This window comes from Streptomyces abyssomicinicus (assembly GCF_008974245.1).
GTDB lineage: Bacteria > Actinomycetota > Actinomycetes > Streptomycetales > Streptomycetaceae > Streptomyces > Streptomyces abyssomicinicus.
The window spans coordinates 71,450-86,706 of the sequence record NZ_BBZI01000012.1 but is presented as its reverse complement, the minus strand read 5'-3'; the positions used below and the strand labels follow the sequence as shown (position 1 = coordinate 86,706).

At 73.1% G+C, this 15,257-nt stretch carries 16 protein-coding genes; 8 read left to right on the top strand and 8 right to left on the bottom strand.

Annotation, left to right across the window (positions count from 1 at the left end; genetic code table 11):
* Positions 1-59: 59 nt before the first annotated feature.
* The gene (locus GBN72_RS27670) at positions 60-584 is read right to left on the bottom strand and encodes a gluconokinase (protein WP_151774677.1); all 525 of its coding nucleotides are present in this window, start codon (positions 582-584) and stop codon (positions 60-62) included.
* A gap of 130 nt (positions 585-714) precedes the next feature.
* Here GBN72_RS27670 and GBN72_RS27665 point away from each other — a divergent pair, with 130 nt between their 5' ends.
* From GBN72_RS27665 to GBN72_RS27655, 3 genes are all read left to right on the top strand, one after another.
* On the top strand, positions 715-1,416 hold the full coding sequence (locus tag GBN72_RS27665; protein WP_151774676.1) for a FadR/GntR family transcriptional regulator: 702 nt from the start codon (positions 715-717) through the stop codon (positions 1,414-1,416).
* 133 nt (positions 1,417-1,549) lie between these two features.
* Complete coding sequence (locus GBN72_RS27660; RefSeq protein WP_151774675.1) at positions 1,550-2,575, top strand: phosphotransferase family protein; 1,026 nt, start codon at positions 1,550-1,552, stop codon at positions 2,573-2,575.
* Between the two features lie 2 nt (positions 2,576-2,577).
* Entirely contained in the window at positions 2,578-3,792 is a 1,215-nt protein-coding gene (locus GBN72_RS27655; protein ID WP_151774674.1) for an acyl-CoA dehydrogenase family protein, read from the top strand.
* Positions 3,793-3,874: 82 nt separating this feature from the next.
* On the opposite strand, the gene GBN72_RS27650 is transcribed toward GBN72_RS27655, so the two are convergent.
* The 3 genes from GBN72_RS27650 to GBN72_RS27640 form a co-directional block, all read right to left on the bottom strand.
* Positions 3,875-4,468 carry a TetR/AcrR family transcriptional regulator gene (locus GBN72_RS27650; RefSeq protein ID WP_151774673.1) on the bottom strand — a complete coding sequence of 198 codons (594 nt, stop codon included), beginning with the start codon at positions 4,466-4,468 and terminating at the stop codon, positions 3,875-3,877.
* Positions 4,469-4,558: 90 nt separating this feature from the next.
* A complete protein-coding gene (locus GBN72_RS27645) occupies positions 4,559-6,217 on the bottom strand; it encodes an AMP-binding protein (protein ID WP_151774672.1) in 1,659 nt (552 codons plus the stop codon).
* The gene (locus GBN72_RS27640; protein ID WP_151774671.1) at positions 6,214-6,981 is read right to left on the bottom strand and encodes an SDR family oxidoreductase; all 768 of its coding nucleotides are present in this window, start codon (positions 6,979-6,981) and stop codon (positions 6,214-6,216) included. Before GBN72_RS27640 ends, GBN72_RS27645 begins: the two co-directional genes overlap by 4 nt.
* A gap of 249 nt (positions 6,982-7,230) precedes the next feature.
* On the opposite strand from GBN72_RS27640, the gene GBN72_RS27635 reads away from it, so the two are divergent.
* Together GBN72_RS27635 and GBN72_RS27630 are read left to right on the top strand one after the other, a co-directional pair.
* Positions 7,231-8,505, top strand: coding sequence for an exo-beta-N-acetylmuramidase NamZ family protein (locus GBN72_RS27635; RefSeq protein WP_151774670.1), 1,275 nt, complete (start codon positions 7,231-7,233; stop codon positions 8,503-8,505).
* A gap of 242 nt (positions 8,506-8,747) precedes the next feature.
* On the top strand, positions 8,748-9,353 hold the full coding sequence (locus tag GBN72_RS27630; RefSeq protein ID WP_151774669.1) for a hypothetical protein: 606 nt from the start codon (positions 8,748-8,750) through the stop codon (positions 9,351-9,353).
* A gap of 380 nt (positions 9,354-9,733) precedes the next feature.
* Here GBN72_RS27630 and soxR read toward each other — a convergent pair whose 3' ends face one another.
* Positions 9,734-10,195 carry a redox-sensitive transcriptional activator SoxR gene (soxR, locus tag GBN72_RS27625; RefSeq protein ID WP_151774668.1) on the bottom strand — a complete coding sequence of 154 codons (462 nt, stop codon included), beginning with the start codon at positions 10,193-10,195 and terminating at the stop codon, positions 9,734-9,736.
* Positions 10,196-10,320: 125 nt separating this feature from the next.
* Here soxR and GBN72_RS27620 point away from each other — a divergent pair, with 125 nt between their 5' ends.
* Positions 10,321-10,782 (top strand): MaoC family dehydratase, encoded by a 462-nt coding sequence (locus GBN72_RS27620; RefSeq protein ID WP_151774667.1) that lies wholly within the window; start codon positions 10,321-10,323, stop codon positions 10,780-10,782.
* A 27-nt stretch (positions 10,783-10,809) separates the two neighbouring features.
* Here GBN72_RS27620 and GBN72_RS27615 read toward each other — a convergent pair whose 3' ends face one another.
* The 3 genes from GBN72_RS27615 to GBN72_RS27605 form a co-directional block, all read right to left on the bottom strand.
* The gene (locus GBN72_RS27615; RefSeq protein ID WP_151774666.1) at positions 10,810-11,445 is read right to left on the bottom strand and encodes a TetR/AcrR family transcriptional regulator; all 636 of its coding nucleotides are present in this window, start codon (positions 11,443-11,445) and stop codon (positions 10,810-10,812) included.
* Positions 11,446-11,582: 137 nt separating this feature from the next.
* Complete coding sequence (locus GBN72_RS27610; protein ID WP_151774665.1) at positions 11,583-11,870, bottom strand: YiaA/YiaB family inner membrane protein; 288 nt, start codon at positions 11,868-11,870, stop codon at positions 11,583-11,585.
* An 86-nt stretch (positions 11,871-11,956) separates the two neighbouring features.
* Complete coding sequence (locus GBN72_RS27605) at positions 11,957-13,108, bottom strand: acyl-CoA dehydrogenase family protein (RefSeq protein ID WP_151774955.1); 1,152 nt, start codon at positions 13,106-13,108, stop codon at positions 11,957-11,959.
* A 97-nt stretch (positions 13,109-13,205) separates the two neighbouring features.
* Between GBN72_RS27605 and GBN72_RS27600 the strand changes: the two genes are divergently transcribed.
* Positions 13,206-13,895 carry a TetR/AcrR family transcriptional regulator gene (locus GBN72_RS27600; protein ID WP_174887219.1) on the top strand — a complete coding sequence of 230 codons (690 nt, stop codon included), beginning with the start codon at positions 13,206-13,208 and terminating at the stop codon, positions 13,893-13,895.
* A gap of 41 nt (positions 13,896-13,936) precedes the next feature.
* A complete protein-coding gene (locus tag GBN72_RS27595; RefSeq protein ID WP_151774663.1) occupies positions 13,937-14,863 on the top strand; it encodes a DMT family transporter in 927 nt (308 codons plus the stop codon).
* Positions 14,864-15,257: the final 394 nt, after the last annotated feature.

Sequence of the window (15,257 nt, the reverse complement as noted above, 5' to 3'; positions counted from 1 at the left end):
ACGGGGGGAGGTGCGGGTGGGGGGTCGGATGTGGGGGGAATCCGGGGGCAGGGGGGTGGTCAGGGCAGGTCGCGCAGGGCGGCCTCGGCCGTCCGGGCGATCTCCTCCGGGGCGGCGGAGAGGTCCACGACAACGCCGGCCTCGTCCGGCCGGAGCGGCTCGAGCGTGGCGAACTGCGAGTCGAGCAGCGAGCGCGGCATGAAGTGGCCCTTGCGGCCGGACATCCGCTCCTCGATGAGCTCCCGCTCGCCGCTCAGGTGGACGAAGAACAGGCCGGGCGCGGCCGCGCGCAGGCGGTCGCGGTAGACCCGCTTGAGCGCCGAGCAGCTGACCACGCCGCCGCTCGCGCGGTGCTCGTCGGCCCAGGCGCCGATCAGGTCCAGCCAGGGGGCCCGGTCGGCGTCGTCCAGCGGGGTGCCGGCCGACATCTTGGCGATGTTGGCGGGCGGGTGGAAGTCGTCGCCCTCGGCGTAGGGGACGCCGAGGAGTTCGGCGAGGCGGCGGCCGATCGTGGTCTTGCCGGTTCCGGCGACCCCCATGACCACCACGACCGGTGGGGCGGGTATGGCGGGAGTGGGGGCCATGGCGTTCTCGCAGTCCTCGTCGACTTCTGGTTGTCGGGGGACACTGAAACCCAAGTGATGTGACAAATTCAAGCCCTGGACCATAAAAAGTCTGACTTTTGCGGTGTGCGGCATCCCATACCCTGATCCCATGACCGTCCAGGCCCGCGGGCTGCACGCACAGGTACTCCACCGCCTCGGGCACGCGATCACCGCCGGCGACCACCCGCCCGGAAGCGTCCTGCGCACCGACGAGCTCGCCCAGGACCTCGGGGTGTCGAGGTCCGTCATGCGCGAGGTGGTGCGGGTGCTGGAGTCGATGCAGCTGGTCGCCTCCCGCCGCCGGGTGGGCGTGACGGTGCGGCCGGTCGAGGAGTGGAACGTCTACGACCCGCAGGTCATCCGCTGGCGACTGGCCGGCGCCGACCGCCCCCGCCAGCTGCGCTCCCTCACCGTGCTGCGCTCGGCGGTGGAGCCGGTCGCGGCCGGGCTGGCCGCGCGTCACGCCTCCGCGGAGCAGTGCGCGGAGCTGACGCGGTGCGCGCTCGGCATGGTCGCCACCTCACGCGGGGGGCGCCTCGACGAGTACCTGGTGCACGACGTCGGCTTCCACCGGATCGTCCTCGGAGCCTCGGGCAACGAGATGTTCGCCCGCCTCGGGGACGTGGTGGCCGAGGTCCTCAGCGGCCGCACCCGCCACGAGGTGATGTTCGAGGACCCGGACCCGGCGGCCGTGACGCTGCACGTCAGGGTCGCGGAGGCGGTCCGGGAGGGCGACGCCGGGGAGGCGGAGCGGCTGACGCGGGAGATCACCGTGGGCGCGCTGCGCGAGCTGGACGTGCTGGCGCCGTAACCGGGGAGTGTCCGGGGGCCAAAGGGCCCTCGCCAAGGTTGTTCCCGTCACGTTAGGTTCGGACTATGGACGGCATACCGACCGGTCGGCATCATGATCGGGTGTCTTCGTTGTCGCCCGAAGGAGCTGGAGAATGAGCCGCCCCGACCATCCGCCAGGCCTGGACCTGGACCGGCTGCGCGATCTGTTCGACCGCGAGCGGCCCGGTCTGCTCCAGGGCGAGCTGTCCGCCCGCCTCATCGAGGGCGGCCGGTCGAACCTCACCTACCACGTCACCGACGGCGTCGGCCGCTGGGTGGTCCGCCGCCCGCCGCTGGGCCACGTGCTGGCCACGGCGCACGACATGCGCCGCGAGCACCGAGTGATCAGCGCCCTGCACCCGACGGCCGTGCCGGTGCCGGCGCCGGTGCTGCTCTGCGAGGACGAGGAGGTGCTGGGCGCGCCGTTCTACGTGATGGAGTTCGTGGCCGGCACGCCCTACCGGACCACCGAGCAGCTCGCCCCGCTCGGTCCGGAGCGCACCCGTGCGGCGGTGCTGGGGCTGGTCGACACCCTCGTCGAACTGCACTCGCTGGACCCGGAGACGGTCGGGCTGGGCGACTTCGGCCGCCCGGAGGGCTTCCTGGAACGCCAGCTGCGGCGCTGGGGCAAGCAGCTGGCCGCCTCCCGCAGCCGCGAGCTGTCAGGCATCGACGAGCTGCACGCGGCGCTGGGCCGGAGGCTGCCGGACTCCCCGGCGCCGGCCGTGGTGCACGGCGACTACCGCCTGGACAACGTGCTCATCGGCGACGACGACCGGATCAAGGCCGTCCTGGACTGGGAGATGTCGACCCTGGGCGACCCTCTGACCGACCTGGGCCTGCTGGTCATGTACAGCACCCCGCACGGTCTGCCGGGCTCCCCCGTCTCCACCACCGCCGAGGCCGCCGGCCACCCCGACCCGGCCGAACTGGTCGAGCGGTACGCCGCACTGTCGGGCCGTGACGTCTCGGCCGTCTCCTGGTACACCGCCTTCGCCTGGTTCAAGCTCGCGGTGATCCTCGAGGGCATCCACTACCGCTACACGCTCGGCCAGACCGTCGGCGGCGGCTTCGACCGCATCGGCGACCTGGTGCCCCTCTTCATCGAGCACGGCCTCACCACTCTTCAGGAAGGCTGATCATGGACTTCGCGTTCGACGCACGCACCGAGGAACTGCGCGCCGACCTCCTGGACTTCATGGAGGAGTTCGTCTACCCGGCCGAGGCCGTGGCCCGCGAGCAGCGCGCCGCCCTCGCCGACCCGTGGGAGCACGTGCCGGTCCTGCACGACCTGCAGGCCGAGGCGCGCCGCCGGGGGCTGTGGAACCTGTTCCTGCCGGACGCCGAGTACGGCGCCGGGCTCACCAACCTCCAGTACGCGCCGCTCGCCGAGATCACCGGCCGCTCCCCCCAGCTCGCCCCGGACGCGCTCAACTGCGCGGCGCCGGACACCGGGAACATGGAGCTGCTGAACCAGTTCGCCACCGAGGAGCAGAAGAAGCAGTGGCTGGAGCCGCTGCTGGCCGGTGAGATCCGGTCCGCCTTCGCGATGACCGAGCCGGAGGTGGCCTCCTCGGACGCCACCAACATCACCACCCGGATCGAGCGGGTCGGCGACGAATACGTGATCAACGGGCGCAAGTGGTACATCTCGGGGGCGATGAACCCGGCGTGCCAGATCTTCATCGTGATGGGCAAGACCGACCCGGACGGCGCGGACATCCGCCGCCAGCAGTCGATGGTGCTGGTTCCGCGGGACACCCCGGGGCTGCGCGTCGAGCGTGCCATGACGGTGTTCGGGTACGGCGACGAGTACCACGGCGGGCACGCCGAGGTCGTCTTCGAGGACGTCCGGGTGCCGGTGTCGAACCTGGTCGGCGAGGAGGGCGGCGGCTTCGCCATCGCCCAGGCGCGGCTGGGCCCGGGCCGGATCCACCACTGCATGCGGCTGATCGGCATGGCGGAGCGGGCCATCGAGCTGATGTGCCGCCGCGCGGTGTCGCGCGACGCCTTCGGCAAGCCGCTGGCGCAGCAGGGCGTGGTGCAGAACTGGATCGCCGACGCCCGGGTCGCGGTGGAGCAGCTGCGGCTCCTGGTGCTGAAGACGGCCTGGATGATGGACACGGTGGGCAACAAGGGGGCCCACACCGAGATCCAGGCGATCAAGATCGCCACGCCGCGGACGGTGTGCGGGATCCTGGACCAGGCCATCCAGCTCTACGGGGCGGGCGGTGTGTCGCAGGACTTCCCGCTGGCGGAGCTGTACGCGGGGGCGCGGACCCTGCGGCTGGCGGACGGGCCGGACGAGGTCCACCAGCGGTCGCTGGCGCGGCGTGAGCTGAAGAAGTACCTCTAGCCGGAACGGCGCGGGGGCGGGACGGGTCCGGAACCCGTCCCGCCCCCGCGCCGTGCCTCCCGCCCGCGCCGTGCGGCCCGCGTCAGGGCCGAAGCGCGCGCAGCAGCAGGTCGGCGAGGTGGTCGGCGACCTCGCGGGGGCTCAGCGGGCCGTTGGGCCGGTACCACGTCGACAGGTGGTGGATGGAGCCGAAGTGGTAGTCGACGACCAGGCTGGCCGGCGTGGCCCGGGAGAAGACCCCGGACTCCTGTCCCTCCTCGATCAGCCCCTTGAACTGCTCGTGGTAGCGCCGCCGTTCGGCCCGTACCTGCTTGTTCTTCTCCGGGCTGAGGTGGTGGATCGACTGGAAGAAGATCGACGCGTCGTCGAGGTTGTCGATGGTGGTGACCACCACGTCCGCCGCCGCGTCCCGCAGCCGCCGCTCCACCGGGGCGTCCATCCGCGCGAAGTGGTCCAGCCGCTCCTGCTGGAGCCGCAGCACCCGGGCGTAGACCTCGTGGAGGAGGTCCTCCTTGGAACCGAAGTAGTGGTACAGCGCGCCCTTGGTGACGCCGGCCGCCTCCACGATCTCCTGCACGGAGGTGCGGTCGTAGCCGCGCTCCGCGAAGAGACGGGTGGCGGCGGCCAGCAGCCGCTGGGGAACGGGCGTGCCCTCTCCGTCCGTCGTCCTGGCCATCGTGCCGCCACCTGTCCTTCCGGTTCTTCTTCTGCCGTCGTGCCTATGGGGGAGCCGTCCGGCCGCCGGACGCCGCCCGGCCGCCGGGAACTACTTCGTTCCGCGCAGTTCCCTGCGCAGGATCTTGCCAGTCGCCGTCTTCGGCAGGTCGGGCAGGATCTCCACCAGCCGCGGATACTTGTACGCGGCCAGCCGTTCCTTGCAGTATGCGGCGAGCTCCTCGCCGGTGGCGTCGGCTCCCGGACGCAGCGAGATGTACGCCTTGACGGTCTCGCCCCGGTAGCCGTCGGGCACGCCGACCACGGCCGCCTCGCGGACCGCCGGGTGGGTGTAGAGGACGTCCTCCACCTCGCGCGGCCACACCTTGAAGCCGGAGGCGTTGATCATGTCCTTCTTGCGGTCGACGACGTACAGCCAGCCCTGTTCGTCCATGAAGCCGATGTCGCCGGTGCGCAGCTCCCCGTCGGGGAAGGTCTCGGCGGTGGCCTCCGGGCGCCGCCAGTAGCCGGGGACCACCTGCGGGCCCTTCACCACGATCTCGCCCTGCTCGCCGAAGGGGACCTCCTCGCCCCGGTCGTCGAGTATGCGCACCACCGTGTCGGCGCCGGGCAGGCCGACGGCGAGGGTGCCGGAGACGGGGTCGACGGGGGCGCGCAGGCCGCCGGTGACGGAGGCGCAGGGGGCGCTGCACTCGGTGAGCCCGTAGCCGTTCTGGATGTACGGGCCGAAGGCGGCTTCGAACTTCTCCACCAGCGCGGGCGGCAGCGGGGCGCCGCCGGACGATATCTGGGTGAAGGAACGGAAGTGCTGCCGGCTGACGGCGGGGTGGGCGGCCAGCGCCATGAAGGCGGTGGACGGGCCGACGGTGTAGGCCGGGCGGTGCTCCTGGAAGGCGTCGAGGACCACGCCGGACTCGAACCGGTAGGCGAGCACCAGGCTGCCGGCGCTGTTGAGGGCGGCCAGGAACTGGCAGACCATGCCGGTGATGTGGAACAGCGGGGCCAGCGCGAAGTAGCGGGCGTGCGCCGGAAGTCCGAGGCCGGTGGCCTGCCGCTCGGCGTTGTACATCAGGTTGCCGTGCGTGTTGGTGGCGCCCTTGGGGGTGCCGCTGGTGCCCGAGGTGTAGCTGATCAGGGCGATGTCCTCGGGGCCGGTCTCCCGGCCCTCGGGGGCGGCGTGGCCGGCCCGGGCGGCCTCGGTGAGGTCCTCGGCGTCGGCGGCCACCGGGAGGCGTTCGAAGTCCAGGACGCGCTTGTCGTCGCGGCCCTGGAAGTCCAGCTCGCAGGCGGTGAGGGCGAACTCGACCGGGGTGCCGTCGGCGGCGTCGCGCAGGTAGGCCTCCCAGGCGCGGTCGGAGCAGACCAGCGCCTTGACCCCGCCGTCCTCGAGGACGTGCCTGACCTCGCCGGTCTTGTACATCGGGTTCACCGGCAGCACGATCGCGCCCGCCTTCCACGCGCCGAGGACGGCGAGCGCGAAGGCCGGGGAGTTCTGCAGCAGCACGGCGACCCGGTCGCCCTTGGCGACGCCGCGTGCGGCGAGGCGGCCGGCCACCGAGTCGGTGAGGGCGTCCACCTCCCGGTAGGTGAGGCGGCCGTCGAAGTAGGCGAGGAAGGTCTCGTCCGCGCGGGTGGCGAGGGCGCGCCGCAGGGCGTCCACCGCGCCGGCCGGAGGCGTGAGCGGCGCCTTCTGCGCGTCACTCAGCAGAGCGAGCCACGGCTTGGCGGCGTACCGGGATTCGGTCGTCATCGGATGCTCTCCCACTTCTGGTGCAGACGGTTCATGTGCGTCAGCCAGCGCTCCGGGTCGGCCGCCCTGGCCGCGTAGTACTCGGCGACCTCCGGGTGCGGGAGGATCAGGAAGCGGTCCTCCTCCATCCCCTTGAACAGCGCGTCCGCCACGTCCTCGGGCTCGATCGCGGTGGGGGCGAGGACCAGGTCGCCCGCGCTGCCGGAGCCGGACAGCATGTCGGTGCGCACGCCCTGGGGGCAGATCGCGTGCACCTTGACCCCGCGGTGGCGGTAGGTGAGCGAGAGCCATTCCGCGTGGGCGTAGGCGGCGTGCTTGGTGGCGCTGTAGGGGGCGGCGCCGATCATGGTGAGCAGTCCGGCCGCGGAGACGGTGGCGACGAAGCGCCCGTCGCCGCGTTCCAGCCACTCCGGCAGCAGCGCGCGGGCGGCCCGCACGTGCGCCATCACGTTGACGTCCCAGGCGCGTTCCCAGGCGTCGTCGTCCGGGGTGAGGCTGCCGTCGCTGCCCGCGATGCCGGCGTTGGCGCAGAAGACGTCGATCCGTCCGCCCAGCGCCTGACGCGCCGCGCCGAGGGTCTCCGAGGCGTCTCCCGGGACGGCGGTGGCGCCGATCTCCCGGGCCACGGCCTCCGCCTTCCCCGCGTCCAGGTCGTTGACCACGACCCGGGCCCCCTCGGCGGCGAATCGCCTGGCCATCGCGGCTCCGATGCCGCCTCCCGCCCCGGTGACGACGACCCGGGCATCCTGCACGGCTTCCACCATCGGTCTCCTCCGACACGACGTGACACGGCGCTGTCGCCGCTGGACTGCGGCGTCAGACTAACCGGTCGGTATGTAGCGCGGAAGGGGTTCGGACAGGGCCGTTCGGGGATCGGGCCGAACGGCGGGGGGTGGAGCGCCTCTCGCGTGGGCATGACACACGGCACCGGCCGCCCCACAGGGATGCCGGAGCACCACCGGAGCGAGGAAAACCCGCCAGCACCACACCACGATGCACGGAGGTCACGCACGATGAGAGTGTCCAGACGAGGCCTGCTCACCGCGGCCACCGCCGCCCTGTCCGCCACCGCGGCCGGCGCCGCGCAGGCGGCCGGGGCGCCGGGCCCGCCGGTCCCGGCCACCCCGCCGTCGGGCGGGCGACCGCTGCGGACCGGCTTCGAGCGCCTCGCCGCGGACGGCTACGCGCTGCTGGACGGCGACAAGGTCGGCGTGGTCACCAACCCGACCGGCATCACCCGCGACACGACGCACATCGTCGACGTGATGCACGCGGACGACCGGGTCGACCTGGTGGCGGTCTTCGGGCCGGAGCACGGCTTCCGCGGCACCGCGCAGGCGGGCGGCTCCGAGGGCTTCTACCGGGACCCGGCCACCGGACTGCCGGTCTACGACACCTATCTCAAGAGCGGACAGCCGCTGGCGGACGTCTTCACCGCCTCGGGCGTGGACACCGTCGTCTTCGACATCCAGGACGCGGGCGCCCGCTTCTACACCTACATCTGGACGCTGTACGACTGCATGGAGGCCGCCCAGCTGGCCGACAAGCGGTTCGTGGTGCTGGACCGGCCCAACCCCGTTTCCGGCCGCTCGGCCGAAGGCCCCGTCATGCACCCGCAGTTCGCCACCTTCGTCGGCCGCAAGCCGATCTCCCAGCAGCACGGGATGACGGTGGCGGAACTGGCCCTCCTCTTCAACGGGGAGTTCCTTGCCTCCCCCGTGGAGCTGGAGACGGTGCGGATGACCGGCTGGCGGCGCGACGAGTTCTACGACGCCTCCGGGCTGCCCTGGGTGCCGCCGAGCCCCAACATGCCCACCCCGGAGACCGCGCTGGTCTACCCCGGCACCTGTCTCTTCGAAGGCACCAACCTCTCCGAAGGGCGGGGCACCACCCGCCCCTTCGAACTGCTCGGCGCGCCCGGCGTCGACGGCTCGTGGGCCGCGGCCGCCAACGAACTCGGCCTGCCCGGCGTGCGGTTCAGGGAGGCGTACTTCGCGCCGACCTTCAACAAGTTCTCCGGCCAGACGGTCGGCGGCGTCCAGGTGCACGTCGACGACCGCGCGGCCTTCGACCCCGTGCGCACCGGCATCGGGCTGCTGATCACCGCAAGGGCGACGTGGAGCGGGTTCGCCTGGCGCGCGGACAACTGGATCGACAAGCTGACCGGTTCGACCGGCGTGCGCACCCGCATCGACGCGGGCGCCGGTCTGGACGAGGTGGTGGCCGGCTGGAAGGACGAGCTGGCCGGCTTCCGTGCCACGCGGAGGCAGTACCTGCTCTACCGCTGAGCCGGACGGGAAGGGTGGGACGGGCGGGACGCGTAACGACGCGTCCCGCCCGTTCTGTTCCTGTTGTCGCGCATAGTCCCGCCGCCAACAGGAACCCGCATGAGTGTGCCGTCCGGCTTATGGCATACCTCGGCCAACCCGATGGAGCCGGTTGGGCGGTCGGCACGTCTATTCGGCGACGTCCTTACGACGACGCCGAGTTGGGCAGCGGATCAGGTGCACGTGCGACGGAGGTACGGTCGATGGCGGGATTCCGGAGTCTGGCGAGACAAGTACGGGACCAACGGTGCGATCTGGCGCTGCGGCGGTATTCGCTGCGCAAGTGCCTGGAGCGGTTCGCGCCGTACGGCCACCGGGCGACCTGGGACCACCTCTGCGTCACCTGGGGGTTCGGTCCCGAGGACCGCTCCCCCGATCCCCGCCGACTGGTGGGCGCGGTGGCGGAGTTGGAGCAGGCCCGGGAGATCTGGCTGGCCTACGAGGTGGCGTTCGCGCAGCGCCGGCGGCGGGAGAAGCACGACGGGCTGCGGCGGCCGGGGTCGGTGGACGACTGGCACCGCATGACCTGGGGCGGGTTCGGGATCGCCTGGTGCGACGACCCGCGGGTCCATCCCTCGGACCCGCTGCCGGAGGTGCTGCGCCGGCTGATCGGCGCGCTGGAGCGGCAGCCGGGGAGGAGCTGCCCGGTCTGCGGCGACGAGGACCTGGCCTGGCGTCACGGGATGAGCCACGAGCCCTCCAGCGGGCCGGTGTGCGTGGGGTGCGGGATCCTGGTCCCGTTGCCGGTGCTCACCCCGGAGGCGGTCGAGACGGCCCGGCGGGGGCGGCGGCAACTGGTCTCCGCGTGACCGCAGGCACGGGCTCGGCGCGGTGCCGGCGGCACGGACACGGGCGCGGGGCGGCTGGCCGCGGGCGCCCGCCCCGACGGCCCCGTACCGCGGGGCGGGCACGGGCACATGGCGGCCGGCGCGCCAGGGCGGCAGGGCGGCAGGGGCACGGAGCAGCACGGACACGGGCGCGGGGTGGCCGGGGCGCGGCGCGGGCACGGCACGGAGCGGCGACTCGCGCGGCACGGAGCGGCGGGGCGGGGCGGGGCGGGCGCGGTCAGGTGCGCGCGCCCCGGCCGCGCCCACGCCCACCACCCGACCGCGCCCACCCGCGCCGTCCGACCGTGCCGACGCCCGTGCCGGCGCCCGTGCGCGCACGGCGCCCGCGGCGCCTTCGGCGCCTACGCCCGGGACTCCGGGGCGAGGCGGGAACCGGTCAGGCGGGCGCCGATGGTGTCGTCCGGGTTGGACAGCCCGCACGTCGTCATGGAGAGGCACCCGCACCCGATGCAGTCGGTGAGGTGGTCCCGCAGCCGCTCCAGGCGGCGGATCCGCTCGTCCAGTTCGGCGCGCCACTTCTCGGACAGCCGGGCCCAGTCCTCGCGGGTCGGCGTCCGCCCGTCCGGCAGTTCCGCGAGCGCGTCGCGGATCGCGGCGAGCGGCATCCCCACCCGCTGCGAGGCGCGGACGAACGCCACCCGCCGCAGGGTGTCGCGGCCGTAGCGGCGCTGGTTGCCGGGGGTGCGCCGGCTGCTGATCAGCCCTTTGGCCTCGTAGAAGTGCAGCGCGGAGACGGCCACCCCGCTGCGGGCCGAGAGCTGGCCGACGGTGAGTTCCTGGACCTTCACGGGGATCTGAGGCACGCCCGGACCCTAACCGGCCGGACCCCGCCCCGGCACACGCATTGACACGATGCGTGGCCCCCGACCATGCTAAGCAGTCGCTTAGAGATTGCGCACCGCAGACGCGAGAGGCCAGGGACAGCGACATGGCAGAGCCGAGGATCTTCACCTCCCCCGACGAGCTGAAGGCCGCCGTGGGCGAGCAGCTCGGGTACACCGACTGGCTCGAGGTCGACCAGAAGCGGATCGACCTGTTCGCGGAGGCCACCGGCGACCACCAGTGGATCCACGTCGACCCGGAGAAGGCCGCCCAGGGCCCGTTCGGCACCACCATCGCGCACGGCTACCTGACCCTGTCGCTGCTGCCGCTCTTCGGCCCGCAGCTGATCACCGTCGAGGGCGTGAAGATGGGCGTCAACTACGGCACGAACAAGGTGCGTTTCCCCTCCCCCGTGCCGGTGGGCTCGCGGCTGCGTTCCACCGGGAGGATCACCGCCGTGGAGGACGTGACGGGCGGCGTCCAGCTCACGCTGGCGTTCACCGTCGAGCGCGAGGGCGGCGACAAGCCGGTCTGCGTCGCCGAGTCGGTGTCCCGGTACTACCTCTGAACGCCGCGGCCCGGACGCCGCGGCCCGCTACCGCTTGGCGCCCACCATGCTGAGCACGAGGTCGGCGTAGAGCGCGCCGACCTCGTCGGGCGTCCAGCGGCCGTCCACCCGGAACCACCGGGCGACGTCGATGCAGAGGGACATGATGGCCAGCGTGGCGCCCTGCGCGTCCGGCACCTCGAACTCGCCCGCCTCGACGCCCTCCTGGATGAGCCGGCGCACCTGCGCGTCAACCTGCTTGCGCAGCCCCACGATCTCGGCGCGGGTGTCCTCGCCGAGCGCCTCCAGCTCGTACTGCACGACCCGCGCGGTGGTGTGCTGGGCGGCGTGCCACCGGACGAAGGAGCTGACCGCCTCGGCGAGCCGCTCGGCCGCCGTGCCCTCGCCGTCGGCGGCGTCACGCAGGATGGCGAGGGCCTTCTCGTGACCGATCCGGCTGATCCGGGCCAGCAGTTCTTCCTTGGTCTTGTAGTGGATGTAGAGCGCGGCCGGACTCATCCCCGCGCGGCCCGCGATGTCGCGGGTCGTGGTGGCGTGGTAGCCCCGCTCGGCGAAGGCGTCCACCGCGGCCACCAGCAGACGCCGGGCGGCCTCGGGTGTGACCTCGGCCCAGGGCTGCCGCTCGCCGCCGCTGCCGGCCGTCGTCTCCTCCGCCGTACTCATCGCTCGCCCTCGCCTCTCTCGTTCCCCGTCCTCACCCACCCTGGACGGAGACCCTCCGGACCGCACGCCGTAGGTGCGGGGGGACCACCATACCGCCGGAGCCTGAGCGGGCGCTTAGAGTGTGCGTCCCGACTTCCTCAGAGCTTCTGGAAGGGATCGTGCTCGGCCAGGAGCTTCTCCAGGCGGGCCTGGTCCACCCGGCTGACGATGGCTCCCGCCTCCTGGCGGTCCCGGATCACCTTGGCCAGCGTGAAGCTGGAGGTCACCAGGTAGAGGACGGCCACCGCGAAGAAGCCGCGCACCCAGGCGCTCGCCTCCATCCGCACGATGCCGACACAGGTCGCGCTCAGCGCGATGACGAACGATGCCACCGCCTGGCCGTAGAAGGCCACGGTGTTCTGCTGCTTGACGGGTGTCTCGGTCATGGGGAAAGCATCGGGCGGACGCGCCACCCGGCACATCCGCCCGCGTACTCATGCGCCGGTGGTCCGGCGTACTCACGAGGAGCCGCTCAGAACGCCGACACCCCCGTGAGCGCGCGGCCGATGAGCAGCTTCTGTATCTGGCTGGTGCCCTCGTAGAGGGTCATCACCCGGGCGTCCCGGACCAGCTTGCCGGCCGGGTACTCGTCGATGAACCCGTACCCGCCGAACACCTGCAACGCGTTGTTGGCGCAGCGCACGGCCGCCTCGGAGGCGAACAGCTTGGCCTTGGACGCCTCGACGGCGAACGGCAGCCCGCGGTCGACGAGGTCGGCGACCCGCCACACCAGCAGCCGGGCGGCGTCCACGTCGAGCGCGATGTCGGCGAGCAGTTCCTGCACCAGCTGGTGGTGGGCGATGGTCCTCCCGAACTGCTCGCGCTGACCCGCGTACGCGACCGCGCAGTCCAGCGCCGCCTGGGCGATGCCGACGCAGCCGGCGGCGACCGACATCCGGCCCTTGGCCAGGGTGGACATGGCGATGGCGAAGCCCTTGCCCTCGGGGCCGAGCAGGGCGGAGGCGGGCACCCGCACGTCCTGGAGGACCAGTTCGGCGGTGGCCTGGCCGCGCAGGCCGAGCTTGCCGTGGATGGTGTTGCGGGTCAGGCCGGGGGTGTCGGTGGGGACCAGGAAGGCGGAGACACCCTTGTGGCCCGGCGCGTCGGTGGAGCGGGCGAAGACGATCGCCACGTCGGCCCAGGTGCCGTTGGTGATGAACATCTTGGTGCCGTTGAGGACGTAGTCGCCGCCGTCGCGCACCGCGCGGGTGACGAGGTTGCCGGCGTCGGATCCGGTGCCCGGCTCGGTGAGGCCGAAGCATCCCAGCGCCTCGCCGGAGGTGAGCCGGGGCAGCCACGCGCGCTTCTGCTCCTCGGTGCCCCAGCTCTGCACGGTCTTGGCGACCAGGCCGAGGGAGACCGAGACGATGCCGCGCACCGAGGAGTCGCCGCGCCCCAGCTCCTCGGTGACCAGGCAGTAGGCCAGGTGGTCACCCCCGGAGCCACCGTACTCCTCGTCGATGGTCAGCCCCAGGAAGCCGACCTCGCCGAGCTTCTTCACGATGCCCCGGTCGACCTCCTCCGAGCGGTCCCAGTCGACGACGTGCGGTGCGATCTCCCGCGTCACGAAGTCCCGGGCGAGTTCCCGTACGGCCGCCTGCTCCTCGCTGAGCCCCAGATTCACGGTGTGCCACCCCACGGTCGGTTCCTGTGCCGTCTGTCCGGGGCTTAAATTAGCACTGCTAGTTAAATCGGTCGAGCCTCCGCGGCGAGCCTCTACCATGTGCGCCATGCCACGCCCGCGCACCCCGCTGCTCTCCACCGGCCGGATCGTCGAGACCGCTCTCTCCCTGGTCGACGCCGAGGGACTGGCCGCGGTCTCCACCCGGCGGCTCGCGGCCGAACTGGGGGTGAGCGGGCCCTCCCTGTACAACCACTTCCGCAGCCGGGACGACATCCTGGAGGCGGTCGCCGACGCGGTGAGCGCGCAGGTCGACCTGTCGGTGTTCGAGCGGGGCGCCGCCTGGCGGGACGCGTTGCACGACTGGGCGCTCTCCTACCGGTCCGCCCTGCGCCGGCACCCGCACATCGTCCCGGTGCTGGCGCGCGGGCCGGGCCGCCGTCCGGCGGCGCTGCGGCTGGCGGACGCGGTGTACGGGGCGATGGTCGAGGCAGGCTGGCCGCCGGCCCACGCCACCTCGGTCGGCGCGCTGATGCGGTACTTCGTCATGGGCTCCGCGCTGGGCTCGTTCGCGGGCGGCTTCGTCGGCGAGGAGTCCGCCTACGACCCGGCCGACTACCCGCACCTCGGCCAGGCGCACCTGCTGGCCGGGCGGCAGGAGGAGATCGACGAGCGGGCCTTCCGGACGGGCCTGCGGGCACTGCTGGACGGACTGGAGCGGCAGTACGGGGAACTCTCCGGGACGGGCGACGCACCCCGGACGCCCGGGGAGCCGGACGCGGCGGAATAAGGAAGAGCGCGGCCCGCCGCCCGCGGCCTAGGCTCGCGGCCATGACGACCGTTTCCGCGCCGCTCCGGCGCGCCGAACCGCTGGCCGCGGGGGCCGCCGCCGTGACGGTGGTGCTCTGGGCCTCCGCCTTCGTCTCGATCCGCAGCGCGGGCGAGGTGTACTCGCCGGGCGCGCTGGCCCTGGGCCGGCTCCTGTCGGGGACGCTGGCTCTGGGCGTGCTCCTGCTGATCCGGCGGGAGGGGCTGCCGCCGCGCGGGGCCTGGCGGGGCATCGTCATATCCGGCCTGCTGTGGTTCGGCTTCTACATGGTCGTCCTCAACTGGGGGGAGCAGCTGGTGGACGCCGGGACGGCGGCGCTGGTGGTCAACGTGGGGCCGCTGCTGACCGCGCTGCTCGGCGCGCGGCTGCTGGGCGACCCGATGCCGCCGCGTCTGCTGGCGGGCATGGCGGTGTCCTTCGCGGGCGCGGTGACGGTGGGGCTGTCCATGTCGGACGGCGGCGGGGCGTCCGTGCTGGGCATGGGCCTGTGCCTGCTGGCGGCGGTGGCCTACGCGGGCGGGGTGGTCTCGCAGAAGCCGGCGCTGGCGCACGGGAGCGCGCTGCAGGTGACGACGTTCGGCTGCGCGATCGGGGCGGCGGCGTGTCTGCCGTTCGCGGGGCAGCTGGTGGAGCAGGCCGCCGACGCGCCGGTGTCGGCGACGCTGAACATGGTGTACCTCGGGGTGTTCCCGACCGCCGTCGCGTTCACGACGTGGGCGTACGCGCTGGCGCGGACCACGGCGAGCCGGATGGGGGCGACGACGTACGCGGTCCCCGCCCTGGTGGTCGCCATGTCGTGGGTGTTCCTCGGCGAGGTGCCGGGGCTCGTGACGCTGGCGGGCGGCGCGCTGTGCCTGGCGGGCGTCGCGGTCTCCCGCTCGCGTCCCCGGCGCGCGGCGGCGGGGACGGCGGGGGCGAGCCCTTCCTGACCCGCCTGGCCCGGCCACGGCCCGCGCAGCGGACACCTCCTTGCCGGGCCCGGTCCGGCCCTGGCCCCGGCCCCGGTTCGCGGAGCGGACACGTCCTCGCGGGGCCTGGCCCGGTCCCCTCTGCGGGCGGCTGGGCCGCCCAGGGGGCGATGGGGGTGCCCCCTGCTCAAGCGAAGCCGAGAGCTTGGGGGTGGGGGTCCCCCCGGACGAAGTCTGGGGGAGGCGGGCGCAGGGCGGCGCCCTCCGCCTCGAGCGGTCCGGCCCGCCCCGCGGCGGCCGACGTCACCGCGGGACGAACCCCGTGCGGCCGGAGACGGGCGCCCGGAACAGAGGCGCCGGCCCCGGAAGGAGGCGGGGCCCTGGAAGGAGGCGGGCCCTGGAAGGAGGCGGGCCC